Source organism: Burkholderia sp. Bp8994 (assembly GCF_003853805.1).
In the GTDB taxonomy this organism is placed as follows: domain Bacteria; phylum Pseudomonadota; class Gammaproteobacteria; order Burkholderiales; family Burkholderiaceae; genus Burkholderia.
On the sequence record NZ_QTQH01000029.1, the window covers coordinates 20,748 to 34,539 of the forward strand.

General features: G+C 62.8%; 12 protein-coding genes. 7 read left to right on the forward strand and 5 right to left on the reverse strand.

The features are described from left to right. The first annotated feature begins 243 nt into the window (after nucleotides 1-243). On the forward strand, nucleotides 244-618 hold the full coding sequence (locus DIE04_RS26830) for a cobalamin-dependent protein (RefSeq protein WP_260426917.1): 375 nt from the start codon (nucleotides 244-246) through the stop codon (nucleotides 616-618). Between the two features lie 165 nt (nucleotides 619-783). Here the strand turns inward: DIE04_RS26830 and DIE04_RS26835 are convergent, their stop codons facing one another. Together DIE04_RS26835 and DIE04_RS26840 are read right to left on the reverse strand one after the other, a co-directional pair. Next, nucleotides 784-1,731, reverse strand: coding sequence for a ketopantoate reductase family protein (locus tag DIE04_RS26835; protein WP_124488992.1), 948 nt, complete (start codon nucleotides 1,729-1,731; stop codon nucleotides 784-786). 10 nt (nucleotides 1,732-1,741) lie between these two features. Then, complete coding sequence (locus tag DIE04_RS26840) at nucleotides 1,742-1,987, reverse strand: hypothetical protein (RefSeq protein WP_124488993.1); 246 nt, start codon at nucleotides 1,985-1,987, stop codon at nucleotides 1,742-1,744. Nucleotides 1,988-2,251: 264 nt separating this feature from the next. On the opposite strand from DIE04_RS26840, the gene DIE04_RS26845 reads away from it, so the two are divergent. The 3 genes from DIE04_RS26845 (at nucleotide 2,252) to DIE04_RS26855 (ending at nucleotide 5,218) form a co-directional block, all read left to right on the forward strand. Then, nucleotides 2,252-3,160, forward strand: coding sequence for a LysR family transcriptional regulator (locus tag DIE04_RS26845; RefSeq protein WP_124489030.1), 909 nt, complete (start codon nucleotides 2,252-2,254; stop codon nucleotides 3,158-3,160). Nucleotides 3,161-3,512: 352 nt separating this feature from the next. Beyond that, the gene (locus DIE04_RS26850) at nucleotides 3,513-4,445 is read left to right on the forward strand and encodes an MBL fold metallo-hydrolase (protein WP_124524085.1); all 933 of its coding nucleotides are present in this window, start codon (nucleotides 3,513-3,515) and stop codon (nucleotides 4,443-4,445) included. Nucleotides 4,446-4,687: 242 nt separating this feature from the next. After that, nucleotides 4,688-5,218 carry a YbhB/YbcL family Raf kinase inhibitor-like protein gene (locus DIE04_RS26855; RefSeq protein WP_124489031.1) on the forward strand — a complete coding sequence of 177 codons (531 nt, stop codon included), beginning with the start codon at nucleotides 4,688-4,690 and terminating at the stop codon, nucleotides 5,216-5,218. A 16-nt stretch (nucleotides 5,219-5,234) separates the two neighbouring features. On the opposite strand, the gene DIE04_RS26860 is transcribed toward DIE04_RS26855, so the two are convergent. Continuing rightward, the gene (locus tag DIE04_RS26860; protein ID WP_124524087.1) at nucleotides 5,235-5,984 is read right to left on the reverse strand and encodes an SDR family NAD(P)-dependent oxidoreductase; all 750 of its coding nucleotides are present in this window, start codon (nucleotides 5,982-5,984) and stop codon (nucleotides 5,235-5,237) included. 110 nt (nucleotides 5,985-6,094) lie between these two features. Between DIE04_RS26860 and DIE04_RS26865 the strand changes: the two genes are divergently transcribed. Both DIE04_RS26865 and DIE04_RS26870 read left to right on the forward strand, forming a co-directional pair. Further along, nucleotides 6,095-6,979 (forward strand): LysR family transcriptional regulator, encoded by an 885-nt coding sequence (locus tag DIE04_RS26865; RefSeq protein ID WP_124524089.1) that lies wholly within the window; start codon nucleotides 6,095-6,097, stop codon nucleotides 6,977-6,979. Between the two features lie 435 nt (nucleotides 6,980-7,414). Continuing rightward, nucleotides 7,415-8,410, forward strand: coding sequence for an alpha/beta fold hydrolase (locus DIE04_RS26870; RefSeq protein WP_124524091.1), 996 nt, complete (start codon nucleotides 7,415-7,417; stop codon nucleotides 8,408-8,410). Nucleotides 8,411-8,634: 224 nt separating this feature from the next. On the opposite strand, the gene DIE04_RS26875 is transcribed toward DIE04_RS26870, so the two are convergent. Beyond that, nucleotides 8,635-10,359 carry an ATP-binding protein gene (locus DIE04_RS26875; RefSeq protein ID WP_185500429.1) on the reverse strand — a complete coding sequence of 575 codons (1,725 nt, stop codon included), beginning with the start codon at nucleotides 10,357-10,359 and terminating at the stop codon, nucleotides 8,635-8,637. Nucleotides 10,360-11,067: 708 nt separating this feature from the next. After that, complete coding sequence (locus DIE04_RS26880) at nucleotides 11,068-12,018, reverse strand: helix-turn-helix domain-containing protein (RefSeq protein WP_124524093.1); 951 nt, start codon at nucleotides 12,016-12,018, stop codon at nucleotides 11,068-11,070. A 265-nt stretch (nucleotides 12,019-12,283) separates the two neighbouring features. On the opposite strand from DIE04_RS26880, the gene DIE04_RS26885 reads away from it, so the two are divergent. After that, nucleotides 12,284-13,771, forward strand: a complete 1,488-nt coding sequence (locus tag DIE04_RS26885) for an NAD-dependent phenylacetaldehyde dehydrogenase (RefSeq protein ID WP_124524095.1) — start codon at nucleotides 12,284-12,286, stop codon at nucleotides 13,769-13,771. Nucleotides 13,772-13,792: the final 21 nt, after the last annotated feature.

Below are 13,792 nucleotides of genomic sequence, written 5' to 3' on the forward strand. Positions count from 1 at the left end.
CTGACGCGTGCCGCGCAACCATTGCACACGGATTGCGTCATGAGGTCCCACCGCTGCCCGGCAGATAGTCGAAAGTGATCGACGTGTTGCACACATTCAATGCGGCGATCCGAGCGTCGTCAGCGACGCGCTGAAGCGCATTCCGAACCCGCCCGTACACGCGGCCGTGTCGGTCAGCTCGCTCGCCGGCATCACCGGTTCGGCGTCGACCGCCTGGCAAAACGCGCGGGACGCAGGCCGCGCATCGCGATCGCCAAGCTCGGCCAGGACGGACACGACCGCGGTGCGGCCGTCGTCGCAGCCGCGCTCGAGGACGCCGGATTCGACGTCCTGCGCCTGCCGCTGTTTCAGCAACCGGCGTCCGTGGCGGCAGCCGTGCAGGCGCATGGCGCCGATATCGTGGGCATTTCGTCGTTGTCCGGCGCCCACCTCGAGCTCGTCGAAGGGCTGCTCGACGAACTGGCATTGCATCGCGCCCGGATTCCGGTGGTGTTGGGTGGCATCTTTCCGGCCGCGGATATTCGCCATCTGAAGGCGAAGGGCGTCGCGGCGACGTTCGGGCCCGGCACACCGCTCGATGCGATCGCGCAAGCGCTGTGCGCATGTCTCGACGCATGAGTCGTTCCTCGAGAAGTTCAGGGCGCGGTTAGAACGAGGTCTAGAGGAACGGGTGATCGTCGCCGATGCGCCGATTTGCGTGACGCTCCGCACCGCGGCCAGCTGCGTGGATGGGTCGACGGACGGACGCTTCGACGAAGCGCCTGGCGGCAACCGCCACGCGCTTCAGTGTCGAGCCGTCGCGCCGCCCGACTGACGCGTACGCGCATCGACGAGCCTGACGAGGCAGGCCAGGCTGTTCGTATACGGCACCGCGACACCGGCCTTGCGAGCAGCCTCGACTACCGCGCCATTGATCGCTTCGATCTCGGTGCGCCGGCCGGCCAGCACGTCCTGCAGCATCGATGGCCGATGCGTACGATGATGGGCGAGCGCATCGCGCACATTCGACGCCACGTGCGCTTCACTTGCCGAAATGCCGAGCGCACGCGCGACGGCCATCACCTCTGAAACGATCTTCAGCGCCAGCTCTTCGCCGTCTGGAGTATTCGTCAATTCGCCGACCGTGCATTGCGTCACGGCACACAGACTGTTGAGGGCGGCGTTGAATGCAACCTTCTCCCAAATCGCGGCCCAGACGTCGGGATCGACATGGCACGAGAGGCCGGCGTCATTCAACGTATGCACGGTCTGTTCGAGCGCGCTCGTATGCGTGCCGTTCGCGTTCATCAGCCGGATCGTGCCCTGGCCATGCGAGCTGACGGCGCCAGGTTCCGACTTGTCGGCCGGCCACGTGGTGACGCCGACCATGACCCGGTCGGGCGAGACGGATCGGGCGAGCCGTTCGGCGTTCCCCAGGCCGTTCTGCAACGACAGGATGACGGTGTCGGGGCCGAGTACGGCGCTTGCGGCAGCGAGTGCGGCGGTCGTATGCATCGTCTTCGTGAAGACGATGACGAGGTCGACGGGCTCGCCGGCCTCCTCCGGCCTCAGTGCGACGAGATTGCGCACGATTTGCTCGCCGGAATCGGTCGAAAGCCGCAGGCCGTGGCTGCGAATCGATGCGAGATGAGCGTCGTCGATATCGAGCAGGCTGACCGAATGCCCCGCAAGCGCGAGGCGGCCGCCAAAGAACGAACCCATCGCACCGGCACCCAGAATGGCGATCTGCATGGCGTGCTCCTCAGAACGGATCGTGGTGGAGAGTGCTCTGCAGGGTAATCCCCCGCAAGTCGGTGAATTCCGCGACACCCGCGCGGCCGCCGAAGCACCGGAAGCCGCTGCCCGGCTTGAGCGGGCCGAATCCCGACCAGATCGGGAATGCGCGGGCCGCGGCGTCCACCGCTGCCTCGGCATCCTCGACGCCGGCGGCGGCGGCGGGCGCGCGTGACGCTACCTCACCGTCGATGAGCATCGACACTGTCTTCATCGTTTGTCTCCTGGATTTCTTCGACGCCGATGTCCTCGGCGAGACGGGCTTCACTCGGCGCGTGCAGCGCGAAGGCGACCGACATGCGCTCTCACCCGGACCGGGCGCAAGCGCGCGCGGCGGAAACTGCCGGGGCGCCTAGCGGCGGGAGGCTGAGCTCCATTGAAGTCTCCTGTCGTTCAGTACGGTTCAGGTGAACGCATTATCGAAACATCAGGAAGAATCCGAAATTGCCGATTTCACAAAAAGGCATTACCTTCAGGCATGACTTTCAATCTCCAGCAGCTTCACGCATTCGTCACGATCGCCTCGGCCGGTAGTCTCGGGCGCGCGGCCGAGACCTTGCACGTCACCCAACCGGCCTTGAGCCGCGCGATCCGCCGGCTCGAAGACGAGGTTGGCGCCCCTTTATTCGAGCGCCATACGCGCGGCATGCACCTGACGGCGGTGGGAGAGGCGCTGCTGCCGCACGCGATTCTGTTGCAGCGCGAGGCGGAGCAGGCGCGTGAAGAGATCGACGCGATGCGCGGGCTCGCACGCGGGACGATTCGCTGCGGTGCGGTAGGCAGCATCGCGAGCCTCGTGCTGCCGCTCGCCGTGAGCGGCGTGTTGCAGAAGTGGCCCAATTTGCGCGTTCACGTCATCGAAGGCGTCTGGGATCGTCTTGCCGAGGCGCTGGTGCAGCGCGAAATCGATCTCGCACTCAGCATGGTGATGCCCGACACCGAGGAGATCGTCGCGATCGAGGACTGTCGCTGGGAGGACAACAGCTACGTGGTGGCGGCGCTCGATCACCCGCTGCGGGCAAAGCCCGGGATCACGCTGGCCGATACGCTGGATCAGCAGTGGGCGATCCCGCCGCGCGGCACCGCGCCGTTCGAGCACATGCAGCAGGTGTTCGTCGCAAACGGGCTCGGCTTGCCGAACGTCGTGGTCGAAACCCGATCGATCACCGTGCTGAAGAGTCTCGTCGCCCGATCCGGTTTTCTGAGCTGGATGGCCGAACCGATGTACGTGACGGAGAGCAAGGCGGGGGTGTTCGATACGCTCGAATTGCCGGGGGTAGTCGGGCGGCGCACGTTGACCGCATTTCGGCGTCGGCACGGTTTGTTGCCGAGTCCTGCCGTCAAGCTGCTCGAACAGTTGCGGCAACTGACGGCTGAACCGCGCTAGCGCCAGCGGTTGGACACATGCACGTCGGCGTTGCCCTTCGAGAGAAAAAAGGTCGGCGCCGACGGTGAACTGATTTGCGCTGAAATCCACCTCCTGTCGAAGGATCCGGTCGAACGCTCAAACACGACGGGTGACGGATCGGCTCGTGTTGCCTGCCGGACGTCGATTGTTGCCAGTTGGACAACGCGGTGTGTGCATTCCCGACGCTACTGGCGTTTGCCTCCCCCTGACTACAATCCGTCTCACGTTCGGTTGAAATGCGAGCGAAACCAGGCGAGCGAAATTCGTGGCCGCGCTCGTGAATCGCGCCGCGCCGAGCGCCTCACCCACTTGACCAACAGGACAATCGAAGATGAGCGAAACGACCCGCAATGTGCAGCCGGTTACCTCCGGGCTCGGCAAAGAAGGATCGGGAGAACTCGTGCCTTCCCGTTACGCCGTGCGCGTGGGTAACGTCGACGTCGTGCTGATCAGCGACGGCGTTCTGCCGCTGCCGACTTCCACCATGTCCACCAACGTGAGCGAAGCAGACAGAAACGAGTGGTTCGACGGCCGTTTCCTGCAACGTGACATGTTCGACTGGGCACTGAACATCGCACTCGTGCGTAGCGGCGAACGCCTGATCCTGATCGACTCGGGTGTCGGCGACGGATTTGAGTACTTCACGCGTGCAGGGAAGTCGGTGATGCGACTGGAATCGGCCGGCATCGACCTGGCTGCGATCACCGATATCGTGATTACGCATATGCACATGGATCACGTCGGCGGGCTGAACGTCGACGGTATCAAGGCCAGGCTGCGTCCGGACGTGCGCATTCATGTATCGGCCGAGGAAGTGGCGTTCTGGAAAAATCCGGATTTCAGCAAGACGGTGATGCCGGAAACGGTTCCTCCCGCGCTCCGCAAGGCAGCTTCGAAGTTCGTGGAACTCTATCGCGAAAACATCGTGCAGTTCGATCGGGCCGTGGAAGTTGCAGCGGGTGTGTCGGCGCGCGTGACGGGGGGGCACACGCCGGGGCACTGCGTGGTGGATGTCGCATCGAACGGCGAGAAGCTGACGTTCGTGGGCGACGCGATTTTCGAAGTCAACTTCGACAATCCCGACTGGCAAAACGGCTTCGAGCACGATCCTGAAGCCGCTGTGGACGTACGTATCTCGCTGTTGAACGAAGCCGCCGAGACCGGCGCTCTGCTGGCCGCGGCACATGTCGCGTTCCCGTCCGTCGGCCACGTTGCAAAGAAGGGGAACGGTTTCAGCTTTGTGCCTGTTCTGTGGGACTACTGATTGATTTTTGAACGTCGGCGGCCGATGCGGGACGCGTCCGTACTTGGTCGGGCGAACGCACGCAAGCCTGCACGGTGATCTTGGGGCGGGCGGCATGCGCGTCAGCACCCTGGCAGCGCAAGTGTCGTCTCGTCCCGCCCCGCTCGGCCGGGTCGTTCTCGCCCCCTGCAGAAGCGCCCTCCTTTTCAACGGAGTACACCGTGCGATTCAACTTCTTTCCGCGCTCGACCCTCTGCTCTGCAATGCTCTTGTCGATCGTGCCGACGATCGCTGTCGCGGGTGCGTTCTCCGTTAAAGTCGATGGCCTGAACCGCGGCCGGTTCGAGAACGAACAGGTCTACGGCGGATTCGGCTGCCACGGCGACAACGTCTCGCCACGCATTTCGTGGTCCCATCTTCCTCATGGAACGAAGAGCGTCGTCGTGACCATTCACGACCCAGACGCCCCGACCGGCGGGCTGGGCTGGACGCATTGGGGCGTCGTCAATATACCGGCGTCGGAAGCGTCGATCGAAAAAGGCGCGTCCGGCAATCCGAAGCGGATGCCTGCCGGGGCCATCGAAACGCTGACCGACTTCGGGGCGGCGAAATACGGCGGCCCTTGCCCGCCTCAGGGGGAATCGCACCGATACATCGTCACGGCATCGGCGCTCGCCGTGCCAAGTATCGACGTGAACGCCACATCGAGCCCGGCCCTCGTTGCCTATCAGATGCACGGAAAAGTGCTTGCACGGGCACGCTACGTTGCGATGTATCGCCGAGCGGCAGAGTGAGCGCCCTGGCGGGAGGTCAGCGCAGCGACATCCCGCCGTCGACATTCAGGTTCACGCCGTTGACGAAGCTCCCTTCGCTGCTGACGAGAAACAGTGCGGCGCGAGCCAGTTCTTCCGGGCGGCCGAAACGGCCGAGCGGGATGCTGTCAGAGACGGCAGCCTCGAATGCCGGTCGGTCAGCGGATTCGATACCGAGCTTGGAAAGAATGGGGGTGTCGGTGGGACCGGGACTGATTACGTTGACCCGGATGCCGCGGGTATTGAATTCGAGCACCCAGCTGCGGGCAAATGCTTCGATGGCGGCCTTCGTTCCCGCATAAACGGCATGTCCGTCGAACACTTTGGAACTGGCGATCGAACTCGTCAACAGGATCGCTCCGCCGTCGCGCACGTGGGGCGCGATCTTTTGCACGCCGAAGAACACGGCTCTGGTATTGGTGGCGAAATGTTCGTCATACGACTCGACGCCCACCTGGCTCGACGGTGCGATCGTATTGACGCCGGCATTCGCGACGTATATGTCGGCGCCGCCGAACCGTTCGGCTACCAGGGTTGCGACGCGATCGTGCGTTCGAAGATCGGCGAGATCTCCTGTCAGTCCCGTCGCGCGATTTCCGAGTTCCGCCACGGCCGCGGTCACGGCCTCGGAGCGACGGCCCACGATGACGACGTTTGCACCTTCCTCGACGAACAGCCTTGCCGTGGCATACCCGATTCCACTGTTGCCACCCGTAATGACGGCAACCTTGTTTGCGAGTCGATTCATTGAAATCTCCGTTGTTTCGCGCCGATCTGGCGTACGGCGCCAATATAGTCCGGGGACTTCGAGTGCTGTAGTCATGCAACGGAACTATCAATTTTGCCGAAGAGTCACGAATGGCATTCGAGAAATTCAGCGGTCTTCCAGCGTTCGTGAGGTCGGTCGAGGCAGGATCGTTCACGGCCGCGGCACGGTCGCTCGAAACGACACCGTCCGCCGTGTCGAGGAGCGTCGCAAGGCTGGAGAAGCGGCTCGGCGTAACGCTGTTTCAGCGGTCGACGCGGGCGTTCGTCCTGACGAGCGAAGGGCAAACATACTATGAGCGCGTTGCGCCGCTCATGCGAGGTCTCGAGGATGCGAGCGACGTTCTGACGACGCCTGAAAAAGCGGTAGGAAAGTTGCGCGTGAGCCTTCCAGTCGATCTGGGGCGGACCCTGCTCGAGCCGATCACGCGGGAATTGATGGGCAGCAATCCCGAATTGTCACTCGAAGTCAACATCAGCGATCGTCACGTCGATGTGATCCGTGAGGGCTTCGATATCGCCATCAGAGCCGGGCGCGCCGTCGATAGCAGACTCTATGCGCACACGCTGATGAGCTTGCCGCTGGTGCTCGTGGCTTCCCCGAACTATCTGCTCAAGCATGGCATGCCCAAGGGAAAGGACGATCTCGTTGCGCATCTTCATGTGCGTTACAAACTCGACGGACGCGTCGTACCGATCGTTTTTGCCGACGGAACGAGCATCCCCATCGATGGCATGTTCGATGCCGACAATGGTGATGCGATGAGAGTGGCTGCATTGAACGGACTCGGTATCGCCCAGATTCTGAGAACGGCAGTACAGCCTGATCTCGATTCCGGCCGGTTGACAGAGGTGCTGCCTGACGTGAAGTTGAGTGCGGTGCCGGTCATTGCGCTGCACGCATTCGGAAAAGGTTTGCCCGCCCGCGCGAGAATATTCATCGATTTCGTCTCGCAACAGCTCGCTCGATCCAGATAGCGCGAGAAGGAACATGGGCCGACATGAATGAGACGCTCAAATTTGGCCGGCGAGACAAAATCGTCGAGTGATTCCTGTCGATATGCGTGAGGTGCGGATATTCGGCCCGGCGTCTGCTCCGGCGTCGAAATCTCGATGGCCGACCGCGTTCATCTTCACGCCGCAATCCCCCACATGTCCTGAGTTGGTCCGGGCGAGGGCATGTTGAGACGCGCGGATTGGTGCTGTTTGAACAACACCGTGAGCACTTCTACGTAGCTACCGCCGGGTTAATGGCCGTCCTACGATTCCCGCCATATCGAGCAAACATGATCGCGAGTTCCAATCGCCTCGTGAGCGCGTGCTTGTATCTGAAATTCGCCAACGGCGCGGCGGGTTCGTCTGGCCGATCGATCGGCCGGCATGACGATTTCTTCCACAACAGGAGCATATTGCATGAAGCCTGATTCTCACCTGTCTCCCGACGATGCCAGCCGTCGAGGTCTGATGCTGGGCGGTGTTCTGGCAACCGTCGCTGCCGTTGTACCGGCTGCAGCGGACGCAACCACCGGGCGCTTGTCGAAGTCCACTGCGGTTTCCGGCGCGAGGAGAAATCAATCGGCGGACAGGATCATCACCAGGGACGGCGTGGAAATTTTCTACAAGGACTGGGGACCGAAGGACGCTCCGGTAGTCACACTCAGCCACGGCTGGCCCCTTAGTTCTGATAGTTGGGACAACCAGGCATTTTTCCTTGCGTCGAACGGCTTCAGGGTGATTGCTCATGACCGGCGTGGGCATGGAAGATCAAGCCAGCCGTGGGACGGCAACGACATGGACCACTACGCCGACGACCTGGCTGCCGTCATTGACAGGCTGAACCTCAAGAACGTGACGGCGATCGGCTTTTCGACCGGAGGGGGCGAAGTCACGCGCTATATCGGCCGCCATGGTGGCTCGCGCGTGACGAAAGTCGGGCTGATTTCGGCCGTTCCGCCGTTGATGCTCAAGACTCCCGCCAATCCGCAGGGGGTACCGATAGAGGTTTTTGATGCCATCCGTTCCGGGATGGTTGCTGACCGGTCACAGTTGTTCAGGGAGATTGCCAGCGGCCCGTTCTATGGCTTCAACCGTCCCGGCGCCAAGGTGTCTCAGGGGATGATCGACTCGTGGTGGAGCCAGGGAATGATGGGGGGCTTCAAGAACACTTACGACTCGGTGCGGGCATTCTCGGAAACGGACTTTTCTTCGGATCTGAGCAAGTTCGACATGCCGACGTTGATCGTGCACGGGGACGACGATCAAGTCGTGCCGGTCGACGTCGGCGGGCGCGCCACGAAGAAACTGGTTCCGCACGCCATTCTGAAGATTTACAAGGGGGCGCCGCACGGTTTGACCGAAACGCACAAGGCTCAGCTCAACCAGGACCTTCTTGCGTTCCTGCGTAGTTGACCGGTACACGGACCTGTCGACCAGGGACCGCCCGCCGCATTGATGTCGCAATGAAGCCGGTGACGGGCGTTCCTAATGACTGGTCGGAAACCGGGAACCGCGAATGAGGCGTCGGTGGTCGATCGTTTCAATATCCAAAGCGCGAGCCCGCATGGACTGACACCGCTTCAGAGTACGTGGCATCTTGCGGGCGCGTGGCGGGGCGACGCTTCAAGGAACCGGCATCAGGCACCGTCCTGTATCGACGAGACACCCGGCAACGTCAGGATGAACGTGCAGCCTTCGCCCGGGCGGGTATGCAAATCGATGTTGCCGCCATAGCGCTTGGCGATCGTCTTCACGAAAGCCAGCCCGAGACCGGCGCCCGAAGGGTAACGAGGCGGTTCGACTTGCAGCCGTTGAAATGGCTCGAACAGACGTTGTTGGGCTTCGGCCGATATGCCGGGCCCGTGGTCTGCAACGGAAATGGCGTAGCCATGTTCGACGCCGGTCAGGCGCACGGTTACCGTCGCATTGCCAGGACTGAACTTGATGGCATTGCTCACGAGATTGACGACCGCGCGCATCAGCAGGAAGGGTTCCACGCGTGCGATGCAGATCTCGTCCCCGACGTTCACGTCGAGCCGGATGCCGCGCGCTTGAGCGAGTGCCCACAGTTCGTCGATCGCATCGAGTACCACGCTGCCGATATCCGTTTCCACCAGTGACCAGGTCGGTGCTTCGGCGCGCGCCAGCAGAACGAAGTCGTCGGCCAGTGCCAGCGTACGGCGCGCGTACGCGGCAATTCGATCGAGCAGGTCCTTGGCGGGCGGGGCCGGTTCAGCGGCTCGCTGAAGATCGATCAACGCGAGAATCGATGCCTGAGGCGAGCGCATGTCGTGGGAAATGAAGTGCAGCCATGCCTCCCGGCGCCGCTCCGCCAGACGAATCTTCGTCACGTCGAGCACGAACCCGATCGTTCGCTGGGTCACGCCGTCTTCATGCTGCGGATAGGCGGTGGACTGAACCCATCGAATCTCGCCGTTGGGCTGAATGACGCGATACTCGACGCGATAATCCCTGCCGAACGAATTGAATTCCTCCGCGGTCCGAGTGACCTTCATCGCCTTGTCGACGTCGTCCGGATGAATCAACGCGCGAAACTGGTCGATCGAGGTAATCGCCGTCCCGGGAGCGTGGCCCATGATTCGATGCCAGTTCTCGTCGCAGTGCAGTGTGTCCGATGCGATGTCGTAGTCCCAGATTCCCAGTCCGCCGACGCGGGCCGCGATGGCCAGCCTTTCTTCGCTTCGCCGAAGCAGATCGAGCGCCACGCGCTCGCGCGTCACGTCTCTCGAAACACACAGAATGGCGGTCGTTTTTCCATCGGCGTCCAAGATCGGCGTCAGCATGTTGTCCCAGTATTGAACGTCGCGCCCCGGACGCTCGCTGCGCCCGGGAAACCTGCCGAACACACCGTTCCTGGCGGATTCGAGCGCGACATTTCCGTCGGGCCACACGTCTTCGGGCAGGAGCGGCAGCCACGGCATACCGAATCCCGAGTCTTCGTCGACGCCCAGCGCCTGGCATCCGGCGCGGTTCATGTGCAGCACGTTGCCTGTCGGCGAAATCAGTTTGATGCAGTCGATGCTGATATTCAGCATGTCTGTCTGTATCGACGTGTGACTCTTCAGTTCGATTTCCTTGGCCTTCAGGTCGTGGATATTCGTGCAGGTGCAGAGCCATCCGTCGTCGACACGGTGAAGGTCGACGGTGAACCACTGGTCGATGCCGTGGGAACCCGCCAGCCGGCACTCCAGCGTTTCGTGTACCGAGCCGGGTTGCGCCGCGTGAAGTGTCGACTCGGCGGTGCATCGGTGCTCCGGATGGATCAACTCCGTCCATTGGAGTCGATACGTGGCCTCGGCGGAGCGATCCGCGTAGGCAAGCCATGCATCGTTGATGCTCACGACCCGCCCGTTCTCGTCGAAATGGCATGCCGGTGTCCGAAGGACATCGATCAGGCGGGCAATCCTGAGACAGTCGGGGCGTGCGGGGGCTGTTTCGTCGGGCGAAACAACAGGAGATTCCGTCTTCGAACGTGTGCGGGGCGCAAGGTCCGGGCCGTCTACGTTGCATGCGCAAGAAATTTCATTTTCAAGACGAAATCCATTCATGTTTGTTACATTCCATGCATCGCTGACACGCTTCCAGAATGTCAGACATCAAATGATGCATCAATGGGTAGTCAGCACTATGGATTGGCACCGTAGTAGTGCATATTATTTTCGAGTGATCGAATCAGGTGAAGATGCGGAGCTCGTCGAGTGGAAGTTGGGCCTGATTGAATCTCATGTTGCACATAGTGTCGGCCTCAAGCGTCGCATTGAATGCTGATCATGTTGAATGACTTGTGCGGAGGCCGGACGGGGCGATACGCGTGGTGTCGCCGATTTTTTGCAGTAACGGACCGTCGAGCCGACACGCCGGAATCGCAAGTGGACGATCGCATGTGCGTTGGCCGACGTCGTCGAACCGTGCCGGGATGACACGAATGCACGTGTGGTCGACACCGGGCGGCGATGCGAGGCTGCTGATGATGCATATTTCCCCGGAGCACGCGAGCGTCGACCCCGGGATCGTTCATCGAAATCGCTGCAGTTCGCGGCGATCCCGCTTCACGCCTCCGAAATACCGCGACATGCGATGCGATACGCGCCCGGGCTGCATCCGAACCGTGCCTTGAACGCGCGCCCGAAATGCGTGATGTCCGAGAAGCCGCACGCGATCGCCAGCTCCAGCAGGTTGCGGTTGGGATCCGCCGGATCCTCCAGCGCGCGCTTGCTCGCCTGCAGCCGGTATTCCTGGATTAGGCTCTGCGGCGTCCGCCCGGTCGCGGCCAGCGCGCTGTACAACGTGCGCCGCGACACGTTCAGCGCGCTCGCGAGCTTGTCCGGCGACAGGTCGGGATCGCTGTAGTGGTGCGACAGGTGGATTTCCGCATTCATCCGCAGCGTCGCGCTGCGCGCATCGGCGCCGCTCAGCGAATCGCTCGCCTCGCGGCGGATCACCGAATCGAGCAGCATCAGCGTCGACTGCTCGAAGCCGAACAGGCTTTCCGGATCGTTCGGCACCTGTCCGTCCATCAGGTAATGGATCGATTGAAGCGCCAATTGCGCATTGCCGACGGTTCGACGGACCTGCACGCCCGCGCGCTCCACGAACCAGCGCCACATCGTGCCGCTTCTCGGCGGCGTCAACGCCGCGACGAAGCGCGACGCGTTCGCCGATTCGATCATGTACGGCTGCGTCGCATCGTAGATCACCCACTCGCCGGGATTGACCGTCGACGCCGCGTTGCGCTGCGTGACGCGGCTTTGTCCGGCGATCTGGAACAGGATCTTGTAGCAGTCGCTGTCGGCGCGCGACGCGAGCGAGCGGTCGCGATCGACGCGGATCGCGGTGGTGTCGACCTCCGCCATCCGCAGGCCGCCGACCGTGGCAACCCGCACCGACATCCGGAACTGCGGGCCGGTGTCGTGAAAGAGCAGCGGCAGGAAGCTGTCCGCGATCAGGTCGCGCAGATTCGCGTTGCTGTTGCTGGCGTCGACGACGAGTTCGTGTGCCATTGCCGGAAGAGGGAGAGGGCCGGGGAATGCGTCGAGCTTAATGCATTCGGCTTGGACGCGGGGGCGAAACGCAATCATCGTCGGCAGCAGCGACTTTCAGCGTCAATGGCGGTTTCCACAGGGAAACCGCTGCATCGCACCGATCTGCACGCTGAAGCCAAAAGTGTGCACGCAACGCCGATCCGAGTGCGCGACGCGTCCCTAGAATCGAAGAGCGGCCGGCAAGTCGGGCCTTTCACTCAATTCGAATTCCGGAGGGATACAGATGGCACGGGTACGGATGCTGGACGAAGTCAGCGCGTTTCTCGCGCGCGAACACGGTCACTACATCGACGGCCGGGCGGTAGCCGGCCGCGGCGAGCGGATCGACGTGCGCGATCCGTCGACGCGCGCGGTGATCGGCTCCGTCGCGCAGGCGACCGACGACGACGTCGAGGCCGCGGTCGCGTCGTCGCATCGCGCGTTCCGCGGCGAGTGGGCCAGCCTGACGCCGGCCGATCGCGAGCGCATCCTGCTGCGTTTCGCCGACCTGATCGACGCGCACGGCGAAGAGATCGCGCAGATCGAAACCGCGCAGTCGGGCAAGCTGATCGGGCTGTCGCGCGTGATCGAAGTCGGCTGGTCGGCTCGCTGGCTGCGCTATTACGCGGGCTGGGCGACGAAGATCGCGGGCGAAACGCTCGCCCCGTCGTTCCCGAGCATGAACGGCGAGCGCTACACGTCGTTCACGCTGCGCGAACCGCTGGGCGTCGTGTTCGGGATCATTCCGTGGAATTTCCCGGTGATGATCCCGGTATGGAAATTCGGCGCGGCGCTCGCGACCGGCAACACGGTGCTCATCAAGTCGTCGGAGTTCACGCCGCTCACGATGCTGCGCATCGCCGAACTGGCGACCGAAGCCGGCCTGCCGCCCGGCACGCTCAACGTGATCAACGGCACGGGCCAGGTCGGCGCGAAGGTGATCCGCGATCCGCGCGTGGCGAAGGTGTCGTTCACGGGGTCGGTGCCGACCGGCCGCATCATCGGCGCGGAGGCCGTCAACGCGAACTTCACGCGCTTCACGCTCGAACTGGGCGGCAAGAACGCGGCGGCGTTCCTGCCGGATACGCCGGTCGACAAGATCCTCGACGGCATCGTCGAAGCCGGGTTCCTGCATAGCGGGCAGGTGTGCGCGTCGGCGGAACGCTTCTTCGTGCATCGCGCGAAGTTCGACGAAGTGGTCGAGAAGATGAAGGCGCGCCTGGACAGCTTCCAGCCGGCCGACCCGATGGACGACGCCGGGATGATCGGCCCCGTCTGCAACGAGCCGCAGTTCCGCAAGTGTCTCGACGCGTTCGAGCTCGCGCGCATGGAGGGCGATACGATCGTCACCGGCGGCGGTGCGTATGCGCGTGACGGCTTCTACGTGAAGCCGACGATCGTGCTGCCGCGCTCGCTGGAATCGGCTTCGTATCGCAAGGAGATCTTCGGGCCGGTCGGCGCGTTCGTGCCGTTCGACGACGAGGAAGAACTGATCGCGATGATGAACGACACGCCGTTCGGGCTGACCGCGAGCCTGTGGACGAACGACCTGTCGAAGGCGCTGCGCTACGTGCCGCGGATCGAAGCCGGCACCGTGTGGGTGAACATGCACACGCTGGTCGACCCGGCCGTGCCGTTCGGCGGCGCGAAGGGCTCCGGTATCGGACGCGAGTATGGCTCGTCGTTCATCGACGCTTATACCGAGCCGAAATCGGTGACCATTCGCTTCTGACGGCTTCGCTTCTGACGACAT

Coding starts and splice junctions, on each gene's coding strand:
- DIE04_RS26845 (WP_124489030.1), top strand. CDS start 2,252: ATGACTTTCAATCTCCAGCAGCTTCACGCATTCGTCACGATCGCCTCG.
- DIE04_RS26885 (WP_124524095.1), top strand. CDS start 12,284: ATGGCACGGGTACGGATGCTGGACGAAGTCAGCGCGTTTCTCGCGCGC.
- DIE04_RS26865 (WP_124524089.1), top strand. CDS start 6,095: ATGGCATTCGAGAAATTCAGCGGTCTTCCAGCGTTCGTGAGGTCGGTC.
- DIE04_RS26835 (WP_124488992.1), bottom strand. CDS start 1,731: ATGCAGATCGCCATTCTGGGTGCCGGTGCGATGGGTTCGTTCTTTGGC.
- DIE04_RS26850 (WP_124524085.1), top strand. CDS start 3,513: ATGAGCGAAACGACCCGCAATGTGCAGCCGGTTACCTCCGGGCTCGGC.
- DIE04_RS26860 (WP_124524087.1), bottom strand. CDS start 5,984: ATGAATCGACTCGCAAACAAGGTTGCCGTCATTACGGGTGGCAACAGT.
- DIE04_RS26870 (WP_124524091.1), top strand. CDS start 7,415: ATGAAGCCTGATTCTCACCTGTCTCCCGACGATGCCAGCCGTCGAGGT.
- DIE04_RS26855 (WP_124489031.1), top strand. CDS start 4,688: ATGCTCTTGTCGATCGTGCCGACGATCGCTGTCGCGGGTGCGTTCTCC.
- DIE04_RS26840 (WP_124488993.1), bottom strand. CDS start 1,987: ATGAAGACAGTGTCGATGCTCATCGACGGTGAGGTAGCGTCACGCGCG.
- DIE04_RS26880 (WP_124524093.1), bottom strand. CDS start 12,018: ATGGCACACGAACTCGTCGTCGACGCCAGCAACAGCAACGCGAATCTG.